The sequence below is a fragment of the Bacteroidales bacterium genome, from assembly GCA_021648725.1.
In the GTDB taxonomy this organism is placed as follows: domain Bacteria; phylum Bacteroidota; class Bacteroidia; order Bacteroidales; family JAADGE01; genus JAADGE01.
On the sequence record JAKISF010000001.1, the window covers coordinates 154,642 to 176,560 of the forward strand.

18 protein-coding genes are annotated in these 21,919 nt (G+C 29.5%); 7 read left to right on the forward strand and 11 right to left on the reverse strand.

All coding sequences use genetic code 11. From position 1 onward, the window contains the following. Positions 1–29: 29 nt before the first annotated feature. Both bamD and L3J35_00610 read right to left on the reverse strand, forming a co-directional pair. Entirely contained in the window at positions 30–851 is an 822-nt protein-coding gene (bamD, locus tag L3J35_00605; protein MCF6364679.1) for an outer membrane protein assembly factor BamD, read from the reverse strand. Between the two features lie 109 nt (positions 852–960). Continuing rightward, the gene (locus L3J35_00610) at positions 961–2,034 is read right to left on the reverse strand and encodes a hypothetical protein (protein MCF6364680.1); all 1,074 of its coding nucleotides are present in this window, start codon (positions 2,032–2,034) and stop codon (positions 961–963) included. An 83-nt stretch (positions 2,035–2,117) separates the two neighbouring features. Between L3J35_00610 and L3J35_00615 the strand changes: the two genes are divergently transcribed. After that, the gene (locus L3J35_00615; protein ID MCF6364681.1) at positions 2,118–2,945 is read left to right on the forward strand and encodes a CDP-alcohol phosphatidyltransferase family protein; all 828 of its coding nucleotides are present in this window, start codon (positions 2,118–2,120) and stop codon (positions 2,943–2,945) included. Between the two features lie 44 nt (positions 2,946–2,989). Here the strand turns inward: L3J35_00615 and L3J35_00620 are convergent, their stop codons facing one another. Both L3J35_00620 and L3J35_00625 read right to left on the reverse strand, forming a co-directional pair. Then, complete coding sequence (locus tag L3J35_00620; GenBank protein MCF6364682.1) at positions 2,990–3,928, reverse strand: NAD(P)-binding domain-containing protein; 939 nt, start codon at positions 3,926–3,928, stop codon at positions 2,990–2,992. A 45-nt stretch (positions 3,929–3,973) separates the two neighbouring features. Next, positions 3,974–5,293, reverse strand: a complete 1,320-nt coding sequence (locus L3J35_00625) for a PhoH family protein (protein MCF6364683.1) — start codon at positions 5,291–5,293, stop codon at positions 3,974–3,976. Between the two features lie 126 nt (positions 5,294–5,419). Here L3J35_00625 and L3J35_00630 point away from each other — a divergent pair, with 126 nt between their 5' ends. The 3 genes from L3J35_00630 to L3J35_00640 all read left to right on the forward strand — a co-directional run bounded on the left by L3J35_00630 (position 5,420) and on the right by L3J35_00640 (position 11,610). Continuing rightward, positions 5,420–6,706: a bifunctional folylpolyglutamate synthase/dihydrofolate synthase gene (locus L3J35_00630; protein MCF6364684.1), complete on the forward strand. Its 1,287-nt coding sequence runs from the start codon at positions 5,420–5,422 to the stop codon at positions 6,704–6,706. Positions 6,707–6,825: 119 nt separating this feature from the next. Further along, entirely contained in the window at positions 6,826–9,483 is a 2,658-nt protein-coding gene (locus tag L3J35_00635; GenBank protein MCF6364685.1) for a tetratricopeptide repeat protein, read from the forward strand. A 99-nt stretch (positions 9,484–9,582) separates the two neighbouring features. Continuing rightward, positions 9,583–11,610, forward strand: coding sequence for a leucine-rich repeat domain-containing protein (locus L3J35_00640; GenBank protein ID MCF6364686.1), 2,028 nt, complete (start codon positions 9,583–9,585; stop codon positions 11,608–11,610). On the opposite strand, the gene L3J35_00645 is transcribed toward L3J35_00640, so the two are convergent. Beyond that, positions 11,607–12,566 (reverse strand): M23 family metallopeptidase, encoded by a 960-nt coding sequence (locus L3J35_00645; GenBank protein ID MCF6364687.1) that lies wholly within the window; start codon positions 12,564–12,566, stop codon positions 11,607–11,609. The genes L3J35_00640 and L3J35_00645 overlap by 4 nt on opposite strands. Before the next feature lie 173 nt (positions 12,567–12,739). On the opposite strand from L3J35_00645, the gene L3J35_00650 reads away from it, so the two are divergent. Together L3J35_00650 and L3J35_00655 are read left to right on the forward strand one after the other, a co-directional pair. Beyond that, positions 12,740–13,531: a PASTA domain-containing protein gene (locus L3J35_00650; GenBank protein MCF6364688.1), complete on the forward strand. Its 792-nt coding sequence runs from the start codon at positions 12,740–12,742 to the stop codon at positions 13,529–13,531. A 49-nt stretch (positions 13,532–13,580) separates the two neighbouring features. Then, entirely contained in the window at positions 13,581–15,446 is a 1,866-nt protein-coding gene (locus tag L3J35_00655; GenBank protein ID MCF6364689.1) for a T9SS type A sorting domain-containing protein, read from the forward strand. A gap of 170 nt (positions 15,447–15,616) precedes the next feature. On the opposite strand, the gene L3J35_00660 is transcribed toward L3J35_00655, so the two are convergent. After that, on the reverse strand, positions 15,617–16,258 hold the full coding sequence (locus L3J35_00660) for a peroxiredoxin (GenBank protein ID MCF6364690.1): 642 nt from the start codon (positions 16,256–16,258) through the stop codon (positions 15,617–15,619). A gap of 153 nt (positions 16,259–16,411) precedes the next feature. On the opposite strand from L3J35_00660, the gene L3J35_00665 reads away from it, so the two are divergent. Then, on the forward strand, positions 16,412–17,029 hold the full coding sequence (locus L3J35_00665; GenBank protein ID MCF6364691.1) for a WbqC family protein: 618 nt from the start codon (positions 16,412–16,414) through the stop codon (positions 17,027–17,029). On the opposite strand, the gene L3J35_00670 is transcribed toward L3J35_00665, so the two are convergent. The 5 genes from L3J35_00670 to amrB form a co-directional block, all read right to left on the reverse strand. Beyond that, the gene (locus L3J35_00670) at positions 17,021–18,652 is read right to left on the reverse strand and encodes an alkaline phosphatase family protein (protein ID MCF6364692.1); all 1,632 of its coding nucleotides are present in this window, start codon (positions 18,650–18,652) and stop codon (positions 17,021–17,023) included. The two genes, L3J35_00665 and L3J35_00670, sit on opposite strands and share 9 nt — an antisense overlap. A gap of 82 nt (positions 18,653–18,734) precedes the next feature. Then, a complete protein-coding gene (locus tag L3J35_00675) occupies positions 18,735–19,484 on the reverse strand; it encodes a C4-type zinc ribbon domain-containing protein (protein MCF6364693.1) in 750 nt (249 codons plus the stop codon). Positions 19,485–19,487: 3 nt separating this feature from the next. After that, complete coding sequence (locus L3J35_00680) at positions 19,488–20,582, reverse strand: Nif3-like dinuclear metal center hexameric protein (GenBank protein ID MCF6364694.1); 1,095 nt, start codon at positions 20,580–20,582, stop codon at positions 19,488–19,490. 5 nt (positions 20,583–20,587) lie between these two features. Next, a complete protein-coding gene (locus L3J35_00685; GenBank protein MCF6364695.1) occupies positions 20,588–21,049 on the reverse strand; it encodes a type I restriction enzyme HsdR N-terminal domain-containing protein in 462 nt (153 codons plus the stop codon). 16 nt (positions 21,050–21,065) lie between these two features. Then, positions 21,066–21,902 (reverse strand): AmmeMemoRadiSam system protein B, encoded by an 837-nt coding sequence (gene amrB, locus L3J35_00690; protein MCF6364696.1) that lies wholly within the window; start codon positions 21,900–21,902, stop codon positions 21,066–21,068. Positions 21,903–21,919: the final 17 nt, after the last annotated feature.

Here is a 21,919-nt window from a genome sequence, read left to right on the forward strand (position 1 = left end):
TGTTTGTTTTACTTTCGTTACTTTAAAAATTAACTTTGTTTATCTTTTTTATTGAGTTCTCTTATTTTTTTCTCGGAGAAAGATTTTATCATTTGTAATTCATCTAAGAATTTTGTTTTAGGATATTTTGAAATTATTTTATTATAAGCCGAAATTACTTCCTTATATCTTTCTTCTTGTTTTGTGATAATACTGTTTTTAGCATATTTATACTTAGACATTGCGATTAAATATAAAATTTCCTCTTTATATTTTGTGTCAGGATATTCTTTTAAATTATCTTTTAAAGCAATTGCAGCAGCATTATAATAGCCTATATCATAATAGAGTTTTGCGTTTTCAAAATGTTTTAATTCTAATTTATCTCTTAATTCATCCACAAGGTTGTTGCATTCTGCGATTTTGTCACTTTCAGGGTATTTTGTAATAAATAATTCAAATTCTTGAAGTGCTGTTAATGTTGCACCTTGATATAATTTTGATTTTGGGGCATCAAGATAATAACATTTAGCACTCATAAATTGTGCATTTTCAGCTTTAATTCCCTTAGGGTAATCACCTACATATTTTCTGAAATAATAACCGGCAAGGATATAATCTTTTAAGTGGTAATAAGAATCTGCGTATTTATAAAGAGCATCTTCACCTTCTTTGGTCATTCTTAAAGACAGAATAACATCTTCCAGCATAATTTGCGTTTTTGCATATTTGCCTAAATCATAATATTCCATAGCCCTTGCATATTTATTCGAAGGGTTTTGAATTTTTTTAGCTCTGTTAAAGTCGCAAGATTGAAACAATGCTATAACAGAAATACTTATTAATATAAGATTTAACTTATTTTTAAACATGGCTGCAAAATTAAAATTTTATTCCGAAAAATATACCTTTTTAAAAAGATTTATTTGCCTTAATTATTGTTAAAACGATTTATGTGAGAAAAAGTTACGCAGGTTTTAATTACTTTTTTGTTTTTTGAATTTTATTAAATCCGTAACTTAATGAAAAAATATTAGAATATAGTGCAATTGATTGGTCGCCGATGTCAGTTAAAGCATAGTCTAACTTGAGGTTGAATATATTTACGCCTATCCCGATACTCGGTTGAAAACTCAGTACATCTTTATCGAAATCTTTAATTATTGCATAATTACCGGTTCCTCCTCTGACGAAAATAAAGTTTTTATAAGCAAGTTCAAATCCTATGTGAGGGTCAATTGAGGCAAGTTTACTTGACAATAAAACGTGTTTTTTTCCGTCGAAACTTAAATCGACACCGATTTCTGTAAGTAAGTTGAACTTGTCATTTAAGGTAAATTTTCTTCCTGCTCCGAGCAATAATTCCGGCATTGTTATTTCAATACTGTTTTCGGGAATTTCATTTCCTGTATCCGTAAAAATACTTTCGAGAGATTCGGTATTGTAGAACCAAGCATTAAAGGTTGATGTTGCATCTTTTAAATTTGCACCATACAGCCATTTTCCTTTATTGTAGTTTAGAGCAATATCAAAACCGAAGCCGAATGCTTTTGCAAATTCGGCTTGATTTCTGAAAATAATTTTTGTGTTTGCTCCGTATGATAAGCCGGGAATTTTGCTTTTTTTTGCATAAGACAATAAAAGTGCGTAGTCTGCAACAGAAAAATAACTTATTCTGTTGTAATCAACATTTCCGTTTGCATCAATTAATTCTAGGGTGTTGGGAATGTTATCAACTCCGAACCTTAAAAAAGTTACGGCAAGAGCTGTTGAATCAGTTGTTTTGTATGATGCCCCGAGATAATCGAATTTTGCAATTCCGGCAAAATATTCGGAATGCATTGCGGCAACTTCGTATTTGTTTTTTTGATTAATTAAAGATGCAGGATTCCAATAAGCAGAATTTGTACCGCCGGAAGATGCAATAACTGAGTTAGACATTGATAATGCTCTTGCTCCGACACCGACGGATAAAAATTCATTACTGTAAATTCTTATTTGAGAATGAACTAATTGTAATGAAAAAATAAAAATCAGTGTTAATAATTTTGGCATTTCGTTAAATTTAAGATATTTTTACCAAACAATATTTAAACTATAAAAGTGCAAACATATTGCCTTTTCTAAAAAATATAATTATGAATAAAGAATTACGATATTTTACATTGCCTAATATTTTAACTTTATTTAATTTGATTGCAGGTAGTTTTGCTTTGTTTTTTGCGTTTGAGAAGAGCGGAGAACAATTATATGTAGCATCAATATTTATTTTAATTGCAATAGTTTTTGATTTTTTGGACGGATTTGTTGCCAGATTAACCGATTCTGTTTCGAAAATAGGAAAACAATTAGATTCTCTTGCTGACATTGTAAGTTTCGGTATTGCTCCTGCTGTTATTGTATTTCAAATGCTGAAAGGTGCACTGGAGATAAAAGACTTTTCTTTAGATTTGCCTTTTACTGATATTTTGTTGATGATGATGCCTGTTTTATTAATTGTTGCAGCAGCTTTACGGTTAGCAAAATTTACGGCGGATGATAAACAAAAAACTGTTTTCTTAGGTTTGGCAACACCTGTTTCTGCTTTGTTTTTTGCATCGTTACCTTTATTAGATATGTTTGACCCTGATAACTTACTTATTTTAAAGGTTTGGCTTGATGTAAATTTACCTTTTGATTTTATTTTGGCAATAATAGGTTTACAAGTATTTATTTTAACAAGTGTTTGGTTTTTTACTGTATCAATAGTTGTAATTTCAATTTTACAATTGATTAATTTACCAATGTTCTCATTTAAATTTGAAGGCTACAGTTTTAAAAAGAATGCTACAAAATATGTATTTATAATTTTATCGTTCTTATTAATAATATTTTTGCAATGTTTTATTATTCCGTTTGTTGTAGTTTTATATATACTATTTTCTGCCGGTGATGATGTTGTGGGGCTTTTTATTAAGAAAAAATAATACTTTTAAATTAAAATATCCGAATTCGACAGAGTTCGGATATTTTATTTAAAGTTCAAGATAATTTTATCAGCCAAAACCTCTGCAATTTTTCGGTAAGATGCATTTGAACTTCCGGCAATATGAGGTGTTAATATTACATTTTCGGAATTTATAAGATAATTTAGGGTAGGAGAGTCTTGCCCTGAGAAAATATCGGTAAAAGATGCTTTTTCATACTCCAAAACATCTAATGCAACACCGATAACTCTATTATTTTTAAGGTTTTTTACTAAGTCATCTGTTTTTAAAATTTTTCCTCTTGCGGTATTAATTATGTAAATCGATTTTTTAAAATTTCGGATATAACTATCGTTTATCATAAATAAAGTTTCATCGGTTAGAGGGATGTGAATACTGAGGATGTCTGTTTTCTCAAAATATTCTGCTTCGGAAACTTCTTTAACAAATTCGTCTGAATAGTTTTTTTTGTATTTATCATAAGCCAAAACATCACAATCAAAACCTTGTAATCGTTGAGCAAAAGCACTTCCCATATTTCCGTAACCGAGAATTCCTATTGTTTTTCCTTGTATTTCCGTACCGATGTTTTTCCTGTTCCAAATGCCGTTTTTTACTTCTGTATTTGCAATATTAATTTTATGAAATAAGCTGAGAAGCATACCGAGTGCGTGTTCTCCTACGGAATCTCTGTTGCCTTCGGGAGAATTAATACATAATATTCCGACTTTTGCAGCGTGCTCAGTATCAATGTTTTCCGTGCCTGCTCCTGCACGAGCAATAAGTTTTAATGAACCGGAATTATCAATAAAATTTTTATCAATCATAAATTTGCTTCGAATAACGAGTCCGTTATATCCGGGTATTATTTTAAGCAATTCTTCAAAAGAAATATTCGGTTTATAATCACAAATAAAACCTGCAATTTCAAGTTTCTTTTGCAGGTTTTTATGCGTGGGTTCGGCAATTATTATTTTAAACATTTATTATATTGAACTCGGGTTAATTAATAATTCCGTTACTTTATTTTATAATAAATCACTTGCAAGTTCAGCTAAATAACTTCTTTCTCCTTTTGTTAAATTAATATGAGCAAAAATATCTTGTCCTTTCATTTTATCGGTTAAATATGAAAGTCCGTTAGATTTTGTATCTAAATACGGAGAGTCAATTTGGTCAATATCTCCTGTAAAAATAATTTTAGTTCCTTCTCCGGCTCTTGTTACAATGGTTTTTACTTCGTGAGGTGTGAGGTTTTGAGCTTCATCAATTATAAAAAACACTTTTGATAAACTTCTTCCTCTTATATATGCAAGGGGTGTAATTATTAATTTTTCATCTTTAAGTAAATCGTCAATTCTTGCAAAATCTTTAGATTGTCTTCCGAATTGATGTTTTATGACAGTTAAATTATCAAACAGAGGTTGCATATACGGTCCTATTTTTTGCTTTTCGTCTCCGGGCAGATAACCTAAATCTTTATCGGAAAGTGAAACAATCGGCCGTGCTAACATAATTTGTTCAAAATCACGTCTTTGTTGAAGAGCAGCAGCAAGTGCCAGTAAGGTTTTTCCTGTTCCTGCTTTTCCTGTTATAGAAATAAGTTGTATTTTTTCGTCTAATAGTGCTTCAAGAGCAAAAGTTTGTTCGGCATTACGGGGTTTAATGTTATAGGCATTTTTCTTGCTTACTTTAGTAACTGTTTTTTCGATATGATTATATTTTGCCAAAGCACTTGAAGCCCCGCCTTTTAAAATGAAGAAGCTGTTTATTGCGGGTTCATGTTCAAACTTGAATTCTTCAACAGGTATTCCTTCTTTTTCTTGAAATAATCTTGAGACTAATGCATCGTCTATATTTTCATGAACATGAATTTCTTTGTATAGTTCTTCAACATTTCTAACCTTATCGGTTTGATAGTCTTCAGCATTAATTCCGAGAGATTTTGCTTTCATTCTCAGGTTTATATCTTTACTTACCAATGCAACGTTTTTATCGGGATATGTTCTGTGATAATAATCTGCAACTGCAAGTATCTGATGGTCAGGTTTGTTTTCTGTAAATGATAATTTCATTTTTTCAGAAAACTCTTTTCCCAATTCTATTTTTAATGTTCCTTTTCCTTCTCCGAGAGAAACGCCTCCGTTAAATAAACTGTCGCCTGCTAATTTATCTAGTTCTCTCATAAACTCTCTTGCATTGAAATTAATCTCCTCATTCCCTTTTTTAAAGTTGTCTAATTCTTCCAAAACAACAATCGGAATAATAACATCATTTTCTTCAAATTTCATGATACTGTTGTAGTCATGTAAAATCACATTCGTATCTAATATAAATGTTTTAGCCATTACTTATATTTTTAATTAATAGTATTGTAAAATTATCTCTCAAAATTAAATAATCTTTTTTCTGTTTCAAACTATTTGCAGGTTTATTTTAGTTTTGCAGAAAGTATTCGGACAAAACAAAATTTAATGAATTATAACGAAACAATAAAATGGCTTTTTAGTCAACTTCCGATGTACCAAAGACAAGGGAAAACAGCTTTTAAAAAAGATTTAAAAAATATAAAAGCTTTATGCAAACATTTGAAAAGTCCTCAAAATAGATTTAAAAGTGTACATATTGCAGGTACAAACGGTAAAGGTTCGGTTTCTCATATTCTTGCATCTGTTTTACAATCAGCAGGATATAAAACAGGGTTATATACATCGCCGCATTTAAAGGATTTCAGAGAACGTATCAGAATAAACGGTAAAATAATTTCTGAACAAGAAGTTATATTTTTCGTGAAAGAGAATAAAAGCATTTTTGAAAGAATAAAACCTTCTTTTTTTGAGATGACTGTAGCAATGGCTTTTAATTATTTTGCAGAAAAAGAAGTTGATATTGCAATTATTGAAACAGGAATGGGAGGCAGACTGGATTCTACGAATATTTTAAACCCCATTTTAACGGCAATAACGAATATAAGTTTAGACCATACTCAATTTTTAGGAGAAACAGTTGAAGAAATTGCTTTTGAAAAAGCGGGAATTATTAAAGAAAGAATCCCTGTGGTAATAGGAGAAACAAGTTCTGAAAGCAAAAAAGTTTTTGTCAAAAAAGCAGAAAGTGTAAATGCTCCTATTTATTTTGCAGACTCTCAATATAAAATAAATTATGCTCTTTTAAATAAAGATTACAAACAAGTTTTTAATGTTGAGAAGAATAAAGAATTAACTTATAAAAATTTAACAACAGATTTAATCGGGTTATATCAGAAAAAAAATATTATTACTTCTTTAAAAATAATAGATTTATTACCGGAAAGTTTTCAGATTTCTAAAAAAAACATTTTTGCAGGTATTTTAAATGTAAGAAAAAATACCGGATTTGCAGGAAGGTGGCATATTTTAGGGCATAATCCGTTAATTGTAGCAGATACGGGACATAATGTTGCAGGAATAAAAGAAATATTAAAACAGTTGAAAGCAATTGCATATAAAAAACTGCATTTTGTTTTCGGAACTGTGAATGATAAAAATATTGATTCCGTTTTGACACTTTTACCTAAGAATGCCGTTTATTATTTTACGCAGGCAGATATTCCGAGAGCATTAAATGTTGAATTATTAAAGGAAAAAGCAGAGCAACATTGTTTAAACGGAGATATTTATTTAAAAACAAAAGATGCTTTTATTGCAGCAAAGCAAAACGCAGAAAGTTCAGATTTAATACTAATAGGCGGCAGTACGTTTATAGTTGCAGAGCTGATATAGAATAATATCGGAATCAAATAAAAATAATAAATTATAAAATTAATTATGAACTAAGCTTTTTTATATTTATATTAGCTGAAATGCTTAAAACTAACCTAAAATACATTCTTTTCAAGATTATGCCTGTAATATTACTGGTTTTTTTTGTTGAAAAAGAAGTAATGTCCCAACAACATTCACTTCAGGAAACAGAAAAACTAATTTCAATTGCAGATTCTTTATCAAAAATAAATCCGGACAGTTCTTTAATAATACTTAACAATATTATTAGTTTAACAGAAGATGAAGATTCGGAAGAATATATGAAAGTATTATGGGTAAAGGGACTTTCGTTTTATTATTTAAACAATAACGATTCTTCAATATTTATATTCCGGCAATTAGAAGAGCTTAGTAATAAAAATAAAAGTTTTCAATATAAAGCCGATGCTTTAAAAATGATTGCATTAGTTTACAGGAATATAGGGAATTATAAAAAATCTATTGAAAGTTTTAAAGCTTGTATAGAATTATGTAAAAAAGCCGGACTAAAAGATAAACAGGCTGCTGCTATGAATAACTTGGGAATTGTTTATGAAGAGACAGGAAATTTTGATGAAAGTTTGGAAATTCAGATGCAGAGTTTAAATCTTCATCAACAATTGAATGATACATTAGGTTTGATGGCTTGTTTCAATAATATAGGTTTACTGTATAGAAATTTAAATGATTATGATTTGGCGTATGAGTATTATTTGAAAGTTTTAGCTTTTGCAAATAAAACTAACAGTATTGCACATAAATCAAGAGCCTATGCTAATATCGGGGTTATTTATACTTATAAAGAAGAATATGATAAAGCATTAGAGTATTTTTTCAAAGCATTAAAACTTAAAAAAATTATCAGCGGAAAATACGGACTTGCTCTTACATACGAAAATATAGGAGAAGTGTATTTTTTAACAAAAGATTATTTAAAAGCTGAGAAGTACTATAATCTTGCTTACGAACTTTTTTCTGAAGGCGGAAACTACAAAAATAAAGTAACTATAAACATATATTTAGCAAAAGTATTGATAAAGAATAAGAAATTCAATTCTGCATTTTATTATATTAAACAGGCAGATTCATTGTTGAATAATCAACTGGAGAAGTTATTATTTCCTGAATTTTATGAAGTAAAATCTCAATATTACGAAGCAACAGGAAATTATGGTACTGCGTTAAAGAATTATAAAATTTTCACACAATTGAAAGACAGTTTACATAATACAGAAATAAACGATAAAATTGCAAAACAAAAAGCAAAATTCGACTTTGAATCACAAGAAAAAGAATTAAAAAGATTAAATGCAGAAACAGAACTAAATAAAATTAAAGCCGAAAAGCAAGAACAAAAACTTAAAAAAAATAAGTTTTATATTATCGGAACTATATTTTTTGTAATTATAGGAATAATTTCATTTTTAATTGTTCAAATACAATTAAGAAAAAATAGAAAAGCTACTGCTTTATTGCAAAAAAACCGACAAATATTGCTCAAAAAAAACTATGAAATAACCTTGCAAAATGAAGAAATAAAAAATCAAACAGAGCAGCTATATGCAATAAACGATGATTTAATGCAACTTAAAACAGCAATTGACGAAACAGATAATGCAGTTGTAATACTTGATAAAAACGGCAACTTTGAATGGGGGAATAAAGGATTTGACAGATTATATGATGTTAATTTTGAGGAATTCAGAGCAAAATATCCCGGTATTCTCGATGCTTCAAAAAAATCAAGTAATTACGATACTATGTCAAAAGTAATTAAAAAATGTATTAAATATAAAACATCGGGCAGCTATGAGTTTTCAACATTTAATAAAAAAGGCGAAAAAATTTGGATTCAAACAAATATAAAAGCTGTTACGGATTTATCCGGAAATATTATGAATTTAATAGTGATTGACACAGATGTTTCCGAAAAAGTGAAAACCGGACGAATTTTAGAACAAAAAAATTACGAACTGGAAAAACAAAAAGAAGAAATTGATTCCAGTTTGCGTTATGCTCAAACAATTCAAAAAGCAATTTTACCGGCACCCCTAACAATGAGAAAAAATCATGATTTTTTTCTTGTATATTTACCTAAAGATATCGTTTCGGGCGATTTTTATTGGTTTTCAGATCAAAAAAACAGTCCTTACACATTCTTTGCAGTTGTTGATTGCACCGGACACGGTGTTCCCGGTGCATTTATGAGTATGATAGGAGCAAGGCTTTTGAATTTTATAGTAAACGAAAAAAATATATCAGACCCTGCCGATATTTTAGAACAAATGCACGTTTCTGTTAAAATCGCACTTAAACAAAACTTATCCGGCAATAAAGACGGTATGGACATTTCGTTATGCAGAATTGAAAAAAAATCAAACAGTTCTGTCAATATTGTTTTCAGCGGTGCAAAGCAATCAGTATATTATTATAAAACAAAGCAAAAGAAACTTATAAAAATAAGAGGAGACGTAAAAACAATAGGCGGACATTATTATGATGATGCAGAATTTTCAAATAAATCTTTTCGATTAGAACAAAATGATATGTTGTATTTATTAACCGACGGTTACATTGACCAAGACTCTCCCGAAGGGAAAAAAATAGGAAGTGCCGGTGTTGCAGGGCTTCTTAATAAAATAGGCTTATTACCCCTTAAACAACAAAAAGAAATAATGATTAAACTTCTTAATTCACACAAAAAAGATGTTTACCAAAGAGACGATATTACTTTTTTAGGAATTAAAATTGAATAAAATCATAAAAAACTATACTTTAGTGGCTTGAAATTTAATACGATTTCAGGAAATAATATTTTTAAATTATTTAAGGCGATAAATTATAATACTTTTCTAATGAAAACACATATGAGATTTTTTTTGGTTGTTATTTTAAGTTTAAGTTCATTTTTTTTAAATGCACAAGTATATTATAACATAAATGTAGCACTTACCGATCCCGAAAGTGTTGATTCCTTGGATTTAAACAGTGCTTTTCTGGGAACTTTGCCTAAAGATATAGGAAAGTTAGTAAACTTAAAGTATTTGGATATTAGTTTTAATAACCTGAAAAAATTGCCGTCAGGAATTACAAAGCTAACAAAATTAGAAACTTTAATTATTGAAGATAATCAAATTAAAGAATTACCGTCAGGCTTCGGGAATTTAAAAAGTTTGAAAAAATTAAATTTAAGAAATAACAAAATTACATCATTACCGAAAGATTTTATAGGACTAACTTCACTAACCGAATTAAATCTTCGACATAACAGGATATTAGAAATTCCGAAAGAATTACTCAAGCTTGAACAAATTAAAAAACTGAATCTTGGCGAAAATAAAATTATTGAAGTTCCGTCTTTCGCTAAAATGTTGAATTTAGAAGTACTATATTTAAATAAAAATAAAATTACTGAATTTCCTAAAAATGTCACAAAAAATATAAATCTGAAAGAGCTGTATCTTAACAATAACAGGATAGTAGAATTAAGTGAGAAAATTAAAGATATGAATAAATTGCAGACTCTTAACCTCGAGTATAATAAAATCGCAATAATTCATCCTGTAATTTATAAAGAAACAAATATACCGTATTTAAATTTCGGATTCAACAAATTAAAAGCCGTTCCGAAAGGTCTGTTAGAAATGACAGCATTAAAATATATTGATTTAAGAGGAAATAAAATTCCGTATTATCAAGTTAAGCAATTAAGAGACTCTTTAAAAAGTTGCGAGGTTAATATGAAGTTAAATACAGCAGAGTTGCAGGAAGCAATTGAATTTACATCAATGGAAGAAGCTTTAAAAAATCCTGAAAAAGTATATATTCTCACTTTGATAAATACACCCGTAATTCCGAATGAATTAAAGATGCTTTCAAATCTTCAATCACTTAATTTAGAAGAAAATAATATTACAAATATTCCTTCATTTTTAGGTCGATTAACTAACTTAGAAATATTAAAATTAGCACGAAACAGCATAACATATATTCCTAAATCAATAAAAGACCTCAAGTATTTAAAAATGCTTGATATGAGAGACAATCAATTAAGCGAAATACCGCATGAGATAGGAGAACTTAAAAAATTAGAATATATAGACTTCAGACAAAATAATTTAACTTCATTACCGCCCGAAATAGGGAATCTTGAGAATTTAGAAGTATTAAGTATTGAAGAAAACAGCATAACTCAACTTCCTGAAGAAATAGGAAACTTAAAAAAACTTGTAACTTTATATGCAGCAAAAAATAAACTGGAAAGTTTACCGGCATCAATCGGAAAGCTGAAAAATGTTACCGAATTTGATGTAAGCCAAAATGTAAACTTAAGTTCAATACCTGCCGAAATAAGTAATATGGATAATTTGATAAAGTTTTCTGCAGGAAACAATAATCTTGATTCATTACCTTCTGAAATAGGAAACATCTCGAACCTCTCAGATATTGACGTAAGAGGTAACTTTTTGACAGACTTGCCCGCAAGTATCGAAAATTTGCAATATTTAATAATAATTGATTTAAGTTCAAATAAGTTTGAGGAAATTCCTTTAAGCCTTATGAATATTCCCGGTTTGAATAAGTTATCAATCAGCGATAATAAAATTAAAACATTACCTCCGGATATTCAAAACTTGGTTTTTGTGGAGGAATTTGATTTGTTCGGAAATCAATTAACCGATATACCTGCCGAAATTGCAGGAATGGAGTCATTATCAATCCTTAATTTATTCGCTAATAAAATAAAAACATTACCGCAAGAAATTTCAAGTTGCACAAATATAAGGCTCATTGATTTGAGAATGAACCCGATAAACGAAGGCGATAAATACAAAATAAGAAGATATGTTGAAGGTGCCGAAGTAAGATTCGACTCAAATTAATCTAAACTGAGACCCGATTTTGCAGAAAGCAATCTTATTTGATAAAATTCTTCCGGAGATAAATCAATAAAAAAATAATTTACCGGATTAATCGGTTTGCCGTTATAATGCAATTCATAATGCAAATGAGGTATTAATGATTTTCCTGTCATGCCTATCGAACCTATTTTATCTCCCCTTTTTATTTTCTTTCCTTTGCTTACATTTATTCTTCCCAAATGAGCATAAATAGTTTTATATCCGTTTTCGTGATTGATAATAATGCGTTTTCCTAAACCCCTTTTTGTGCCTGCTTGTTCAATTTTTCCGTCAGCAGTTGCAAAAACAGCTGTTCCTTCAGGAGCGGCATAATCTATTCCGGGGTGAAAAACCAATGATTTATAAACTTGATCAATTCGCTTGCCGAAACCGTAAACAGGAAACTTTAAGTTTTTATTGAAAATTGGTTGAATAGCAGGAATACGCATTAATTCCTCGGATTTTGAAGACTTTAGGATATTCAATATTTTTTTATACTCTTTTCGTTGTGTATCTGTTTCTTTTTCAAAAGAAGACATCCTTTCGTTATTTTGTTGTATTACTATATTAACATCAACATCCGAAAATTTTGTGTAAGGATTTTTTCTTTCAAAAACACTGTTATCCGGCTCGCTTTTAAATACGGCTTGATAAATTTTCTTATCTTTTTCTACCAACTCGTTTAAATATTCATCGTTTTGCTTTTTCCTGTCCAGTAAGTTTTTATATTGCTCTTCTAAAATTGCATATTCCGCTTCAGTTTGTTTTGAGTTTTTTGCTTCAAAATAATATGAGAACGCAATAAAAATTATAATAAAAATAAAAATTGCTCCTATGAAAATTGATATTCCCGAAATCAATAAACGTTTTGATTTTGGCATTGATTTTTCTTCAAAATCCAATGTCTCAGGATTGAAATTATATTTATTTTCGGTCATTTCTCAATAAAATTTCGACAAATTTAAATAAACTTATTTCTTATTCTTGCATATATATTAAAAAATTCAAAAATTCAAATTCGATTTATTTAATATTTTTTTGTAAAATTGTGCTTCTTTTCAATATTCTTACAAAATCTTAAACAAAAAGTAAGCATTAATATAAAAGTCACATGAAAATAAAAGGTTTCTTTAAAGTTATTTTTAGTAAAAAGTTTTTAATTCAGTACGGAATAGCAGTTTTATTTATAATAGCAGTTATTTCAATAACATTTTTATCATTAAGAATTTCAACAAATCACGGAGAAGCATTTTCTTTACCTGATTTTACGGGTTTAACGGTAAACCAAGCTCTTAAAAAAGGAGATGATTTAAACCTCAAAATTGAAGTTATTGATTCTGTTTATAACGGACTCGGGAGGAGAGGGACAGTTATTGACCAAAACCCTCCGCCTGATTTTAAGGTAAAATCTCACAGGAAAATTTTTATCACAATAAAATCTGTTTCTCCGAAAATAATAAAAATGCCCGATTTTATTCATACAACATTAGTACAAGCAAAATCTGATATTGAAACTTACGGTTTAAGGATAGGTAAAATTACTTACGAACCTTCAATTTATGATAATGTTGTTCTTGAACAAAAATACAGAGATTTTCCTATTGCGGCAGGAACTGAAATCCCGCAAGGAGCAGAAATAGAACTTGTACTCGGAAGGTCGGAAGATATGGGAAGAACAATAACGCCTGATTTATACGGATTAACATTAGAAAACGCAGAATTGGAAGCTGCCGAATTTATGATGAATATAGGAACCGTACTTTATGACGAAACAGTTATTTCATATAACGATTCCGTTTCGGCAAGAGTTTTACGGCAAAGACCTAAAGCAAATATATCTTCTCAACCCGGAAATGAAATTGATATTGTTCTGAGCATGATTACTGATACAATTCCTGAGTAATTAGTAATAATATTATTAATTTGTCGTTTTTGCTATATATTTTAAGAACATGAAAAGACTTTTTGTATTTATAACTCTGTTTTTATTCATAAATTTAAACTTTGTTCTTGCACAAGAATATATATCAGGAGTTACCGTAAATGCACAAATTAAAGAAAAATCAAAGCAAAACCGTAATGCCGAAAAAGAAATAAAAAGTTCTTTAGAACTTCCTTTTTGGGACGATTTTTCCGACAGTCAAATTTATCCGAAAGCTGAACTGTGGCAAGATAATTATGTTTATATTAATTCAACATTAGTATCAAACTCTCCCTCAATAGGTGTTGCAACTTTTGATGCGATTAATGATAAAGGTACGGTATATGAACATGCCGATTATTTAACACCGTTTTTTGCAGATACGCTTACCTCGCAAGCAATTAACTTGAATTATCCGAGTGAAAATTCAATATATTTAAGTTTTTATTACAGACCGAGTGTTGATGAAGATTTCGGAGATGTAGGTGCAGAACCTGAAACACAAGATTCATTAATATTGGAATTTTATGCATCCGAAGAAGATGCTTGGTATCAAATATGGTCGAAAGAAGGAAATAATAATCCGGAATTTCAATTTGTTATAATAAATGTTATTGATGATAAGTTTTTGAAAGACGGTTTTAAATTCAGATTTAAAAATATTGCAAGTTTCGGCTCTGCTACATACCCGAGTTTAGCAGGTAATTGTGATTTTTGGCATATTGATTATGTTTATTTGAATAAAGACAGAACAGAAAACGATAATATTTTTCACGATATTGCTTTTACAAAACCGTTTCGTTCTCTTATAAATAATTTTGAAGCAGTTCCTTGGTCGCATTATAAATCATTATCTTCACAAGATGTAAAAGATAAAATATCAATTGAATTTATGAATAACGATAATGTTATTAGAATAATCGACAGCCTTAATTTTTCTTTAACAGATTTAAGCGGAAATGCCGCAACACAAAACTATTTTGCAGGAACTTTTTTCCCGACAGCTTTTTCAAGACAAGCAAATGATATTATCGGGCATCCTTTTTTATTTCCTTACAATAATGATTACTTCTGTGATTTTGAACTTCAAGCAAGAATAGTTACAAGTTCTTTTGATTCGGCACAAAATAATGTAATAAAATATACACAAAAGTTCAGAGATTATTATGCTTATGACGACGGAAGTGCAGAAGCCGGTTACGGAATTTTCGGAAACGGAACAAAATACGGTTCTGTTGCATATAAATTTACTCCTTTAAAAGCAGATTATATACAAGGTGTGAAAATGTATTTTACGCAAACATTTCAAGATGCAAGTCAAAAATATTTTTGGCTGAATGTTTGGAATCAAGGTAACGACGGAAAACCCGACACAACAATAATTTCGTTTGAAGGGCAACTTCCTGAATATGACGATGAACTTAATAAATTTATATATTACAAATTTGAAGAACCTGTTTTTTTGGAAGGAACAATTTTTATAGGTTGGACACAAACAACCGATGATAAATTAAATATAGGTTTTGATTATAACAATATTAAGAACGAAAACTTATTTTATAATATCTCGGGCGAATGGATTCCGTCATTAATTGAAGGTTCCGTAATGATAAGGCCTGTTTTCGGTGAAGTTTATGCCGGAATTTCGAAACCCGAAAAATTTGAAATAAATATATATCCTAATCCGGCAAGTAATTTTTTGCATATAGATTATAATAAAAATCCTGCTGAAAATTATACAATTTCAATATATAATATACAAGGTAAGCAAGTATTTGTTAAAAATAATTTTGAAGAAAATACAATTGACATCAGTAATTTAGTGAAAGGATTGTATTTTGTAAGAATTACCGATTCTGCCAATGAATTTTTTAACACAAAATTTATTAAGCAATAAAATATTGCCAACTTAATAAACATGCGAAAAATTCTCGGTTAAACAAAAAACAGTTAAAAAATAAAGTTTGTACGGTTTATTTCAGGTTTTAGTTTTATTTCTTACACCCGACAATATTAATAAAAAAGACCGCCTAAAACAGCGGTCTTAAAATTTGTATTGATAACTAATTATTTTTTGCCGAGATATTCAGCAATTCCTACTTGTGTTGCAACTAATCCTTCGTCGCCTTGTTTCCAGTCTGCCGGACAAACTTCACCGTTTTTTTCAAAATATTGTAAAGCATCAATCATTCTTAATGTTTCGTTAATGCTTCTTCCCAAAGGCATATTGTTTACAACTTGGTGCTGAACCGTTCCTTCTTTATCAATTAAAAATAAGCCTCTGTATGCCATAGGTGTTCCGTTAAAAACCATTTTGTAATCATCAGAACCTTCTTCAAAATCATAATTTCCTGCAAGAACATCATAATCTAATGAAATTGTTTTATTTTGATCTGCAACCAAAGGATATTTTACACCTTTAATTCCGCCGTCGTTTAATTCGGTTTGTAACCATTTCCAGTGTGAGAATTGAGAATCGGTTGATACTCCTATTACTTGAACGTTTCTTTTGTCAAATTCTTCCATTTTTTCTTGGAATGCAATAATTTCCGTGGGACATACAAAAGTAAAATCTGCAGGATAAAAGAAAAGAACAACATATTTCTTTCCTATATAATCTTCTAATTTGAATGCGTCTATCATTTCGCCTCCGTTTGATACAGCCGGAGCCGTAAATAAAGGAGCTTTTTTCCCTGTTAAAACTGCCATAATCTATTTTTTTAAAGTTATTTATATGAATAAAATATTTACAGATGCAAATGTATGAAATTATTCTTATTTAGACAAATTATAAATAAGAATAATTTTGTTTTTTTTGAAATCATGCTAATTTATTACTTTTGAGAATTATTATTTTTAGTAATGGCTATATTTTCAATTGCATATTTTCCGCCGGTACAATATTTTTCAGAGTTAATTAATTCTGAAGAAAATATTATTGAACAAAATGAAAACTACACAAAGCAGTCATACAGAAATCGTTGCGAGATATTGTCTTCGAACGTAAAACAAACTCTAAGTATTCCGATAATAAAAAAGTCAGGTAATAAACAATTAATTAAAGACGTAAAGATTGATTATAAAAACGATTGGCAAAACATTCATTTAAAAAGTTTGCAGGCTGCATACCTTTCTTCTCCTTTTTATGAATTTTATATTGATGCTTTGTTGCCTTTTTTTGAAAAAAAGTATAAATTTTTATTTGATTTGAATTTGGAAATTATTATGACAATTTTGGAAGAACTGCAAATTAAAAAGAAAATAACTTTAACGAATGAATATAAAACCACTTATAATTATTCGGATTTCAGAAGTTCAATTCATCCGAAGAAAAGTTTTCTAACAGCATGCAATAAATTTGTCGTAAAAAGATATACGCAAGTGTTTTTTGAAAAGTTCGACTTTATACCGAATTTATCAATATTAGATTTGTTGTTTAATGAAGGTCCCGATTCTATAAACTATTTGTTATTAAAATAATTCTTCCAAAACTTTACCTGTTGAAGCGTTAGGATATGCAATTTGCAGAAATCGTGCAAGTGTAGGAGCAACATCTGTAATTGAAACAGATTTATAGCTTTCTCCCGCTTTTATTTTCCAACCGTAGAAAATCAGAGGAACATTTGTGAAATTTCTGTAACCTGAGCCGTATTCATTGTCGCTGCCGGGAACATAACCGGGTTCTAAAATAATTGAAATGTCGCCCGAACGTTTTTTATGATAACTGTTTTGTGCTCTCATTAACATTCCCGATGTATAATTTCTGCTTTCTAAATCGTTTGAAGTTACACTATTTGCAACACCGGTAAAATCAACAATAAAACTTGCAATTTTATTTTGAATTTCGGCTAATTTAAATTTTTCGTCTTCAATTCTGTTTCGGTTTAAGTACATATAAGAACCGTCAAAATATTCAATGAAATTATCGTTATTATATATTGCTTTTACAAAACTTTTTATTAGGGTTTCGGCGTTTTTATCTTTAAAATAACCGCCGGGCATATTAATATTTTTCAATAATCTGGGAGAATCGGTTGAACCTCTGTCGGAAATAAGTATTATAACCGTATTTTCAATTCCGACAAAATCGTCAATAAAATTTATAAAATGCTGTAAATCACGGTCTAACCTTATGTAGGTGTCTGCAATTTCCATAGAACGAATGCTGAATTTTTTTGTAATATTTGAACTTGCCGTAAAACTTATATTTAAATAATCGCAATATTCATCTTTTCCGAGATTTTCATTTACAATAGCCGATACGGCAAAATCTTTTGTATATGTATTTCCGAAAGGAGTATAATTAAGAATATCGTAATTGCCTGCATCTTTTTTTAACATCGGAAGTTGATACGGAAAAGTATTGTGACCTCCTAAATAACCTATTTCAAAAGAGTTATCATCACCTAAGCATTCATTGTATTTTTCTTTCGGCAAAAAAGTATCCCATTCTTTAAATAAATAAATATCGGGAAATTTTTTACTGTTAAATCTGTTTACCCATTTCGGAAGTTGCGGAAAATAATAACTGCTTGAAATCCAGTTTCCTGTTTTTTTATCAAACCAGTAAGCAGCATTTCCGAGATGTCCTGCAGGTAATACGGCTGCATAATCTTTAGGTGAAATACTTATAACTTTTGATTGTTTGAAATTTGAGAGCCTTAATTCGTCAGAGAAAGTTGATGCAAGTAATGATTTCGGTGAGTTTTTATAATTTTCGGAATCGGTTCCGAGTGCTGTTACGTTTTTATCATAAACGCAATATACTTTTTTGTTTGAAAGACGTTTATACCACCAATCATTTACAATGCCGTGTTGTGAAGGGTTTGAGCCGGTAACCAATGTTGCATAGCCGGAGGATGATTTTGTGTAAAGATATTCATATTCGGCATTTCTGTAAAACATACCTTTGTTAACGAGTTTTTTAAAGCCCCCTTCGCTGAATTTATCCCAATATTTATACAGGTAATCATACCTCATGCCTTCTACAACAATACTGACTATCAGTTTCGGTTTTTCAGGAGGTGTTTTTTTTTGGGCAGCACTTTTGAAAGTGAAAGCAGATATTAACAATAAAAGTATTAGTATGTTTTTTTTTTGCATAGGGATTTTAATTTCGGAATAAAATTAACCCGAAAATTTTAAATTAAATTTTCGGGTAATGTTTTATATCTTTAAAGAATAGTTATTTAATTTCATCAGCAAGAACCGAGTCAACTATAATTCTTCCGCAATGTTCACAAAAAATAATCTTTTTTCTTGTTGCGATGTCAAGTTGTTTTTGTGGCGGGATTTTATTGTGGCAACCTCCGCAAGCACCTCTGTCGATAGGAGCAATTGCAAGACCGTTTCTTACATTGTTTCTTATTCGAGTATAAGATTTTGTAAGTCTTTCATCGATTTTAGAAATTATTTTTTCCGATTCTTTAATTAATTTATCTTCTTCAATTTTTGTTTCGCCGGTAATTGCTCCAAGTTCTCCTTTCTTTTCTTTTAATTCTGCTTTTTTGTCTTTAACAATTTCTTTTACTTCTTTTGTTTTTTCTTTTTCAAGTTTAATTTTCTCTTTATATTCTTTTATTCTTTTTTCGCTTAATTCAACTTCTAATTTTTGAAATTCAATTTCTTTATTTAATGAATCAAATTCGCGGTTATTTTTTACGGTTGCTTGTTGCTTTTCGTATTTTTTAATTTTTTCTTCCGATTCAATAATTTGATTCTTTCGGTCTGATATTGAATGGTTTAATTTTTCAAGTTCTTCTTTAATTTTACTTACTCTTGTATCTAAACCTACAATATCATCTTCAAGTTCTTTAACTTGCAGAGGTAATTCACCTCTTAAAGTTTTTATATTATCCATTGTTGAATCAATTGTTTGTAATTTAAACAACAATTTCAGTTTTTGTTCTTCTGTTTGCTTAGTCTTGTCAGCCATTGTCTATAAATAGTTAATTGGATTTGTATTTATTTCTGATAAAAAACACGCAAAGTTATTAAATTTTTTCACAAGCACATCAAAAATTAATTCTTTTGTGAATTGTTCTGTTTCATAATGTCCGGCATCTGCAATAATTATTTTATTTTCAGTATCAAAAAATTCGTGATATTTAAAATCTCCGCTTATAAAAATATCAGCTTTTTCGGCTATTGCATCTTTTAATAAAAAACTTCCGGAACCGCCGCAAAGTGCAACTTTTTTAATTTTGTTTCCTGTTAATTTTGTATGCTTAACAGTTCCGGTATTGAGCGTCGTTTTAATTCTTTTAAGAAAACTTAAAGCATCTTCGGGTTTGCTGAGTTCTCCTATCATTCCTGCTCCTGCATTATTATATTTATTTTCAAGCGAATAAAGATCATACGCAACTTCTTCATAAGGGTGCGACAGGAATAATGCGTTTAGAATTTGATTTTCGAGATGTTTCGGGTAAATAGTTTCAATTTTAATCTCATTTTCAAAATGTATTTTATTTTTCTTCCCGACAAATGGGTTTGTATTATCTCCGGCTCTGAAAGTTCCTTGCCCCGAACTGTTAAAGCTGCAATTGTCGTAATTGCCGATATGTCCTGCTCCTGCATTAAAGATTTCTGTTCTTACTTTTTCGGCATGTTCTTCGGGAACGAATGTTATTAATTTTCTGAGGTGATTATTTACAGGTCTTAGTATTTTGTAATTTTTCAAGTTTAATTTTTTGCAAAGCATTGCATTTACTCCTGAATTTACATTATCCAAATTTGTATGAACGGCATAAATTGCAATATCATTTTTTATTGCTTTAATTATTGTTCGTTCAACATAATTTTTTCCGGTAATTTTTTTTAATCCTTTGAAAATAATCGGATGATGCGAAATTATCAGATTTGCTTCTTTTTTTATTGCTTCTTCAACAACATCTTCAACAGTATCAAGTGTAATTATTACTCCTTTAAGGTCATTATTTTTATTTCCGGTTATTAAACCTGCATTGTCATAAGGTTCTTGAAATGAGAGCGGTGCAAGTGTTTCTAAATAGTTAGTTATATCTTTTATTTTCATGTTTTTTAATTATTCATAATTATTTCGTAATCCGGAATATTTTTTAAAAAAATATAAGAATTATCATTATAATTCGGTTTACAGCAATAGTGAGTTATGCCGTTTGTTACAATCAAATATTTTGCTTTAAAATTCATATTATATCGGGCAATTTGGTCAAAAGCATCCTGTGATATTTTAACTTTCGGGGCTTTACATTCTACAATTATACTTACATTGCCTTGTTTGTCGTATAAAACTATGTCGGTTCGTTTTGTTGTATCGTAAATTTTTAATTGTTTTTCTACGGCTAATAATCCTTTCGGATATTGTTTCTTTTCAATTAAATAATGAATAAATTGTTGCCTTACATATTCTTCGGGAGTTAATAGAATGTATTTTTTTCGAATTATGTCAAAACCGGAAAGTCCTTTTTCGGTTTCTTTAAATTTTATTTGGTATTCGGGAAGATTAAGCTTCGGAAACATATTGCAAATATAATTTTTATTTGTCTTCAAAAACCAAAATTGAAGCATAATCCACAACTTCATCAGATTGGCGGACTTCTCCGGAATGTCCGAATTTAAGAAGTTCGGCTTTCGGATTGTTTGAAACAATTTTTGCAAACTCGGTAAGAGATGCCGAAGGACCGTAACCGCACATTGAAATATTATTTTTATTTACGGTATTAATAATTTCTTCTGAATTAAATTTCAATATTTGATTAATTACTTTCTCATCTTGTTTTTTTCCGAATTCATGGTTTACAAAATGAGAAAAATCGGAAGATGCAATAAAACAAATTTTCCGATTTAGTTTTAAAGATGCAAAATGAATTCGACTTGCAATTAATTGAGCATTATAAAAGTTTTGTTCGGACATTGTAATCGGCAAAATTTTAAACTCATAATCTAAAAAATATTGCAGCATCGGTAATATTACTTCTCCTGAATGTTCATGTTTATGTGCATCTGAAGAAAAATCAAATTTTGTAAGTTCTGCAAATTCATTATCAATTTTCACTATTCCGAAAGGACTTTCCCAAGCATCATTTTTATCAAGAGCAATTTTTGCCCCGTAGCCTGTGTGGTTCGGATTTACGATAACAAATGTGTCAAATTTTTGTTTGCTTTGTTTTAATATTTCAAAAAAATGAACTGCTTGATATGCCGAATAAATGTAACCGGCATGCGGAACTAAAGCACCTATAATTTTGTTTTTTGATAAATCAATATTGATATGTTTTTTTTCAGACTTAACTATTTGTTCTAATAGTTTGTTAAGTTCGTTTACATAAGACGGATAAAATTTTCCCGAAACGGCAGCTTTCCTGATTTTCATGATATACTTTAGTTAAT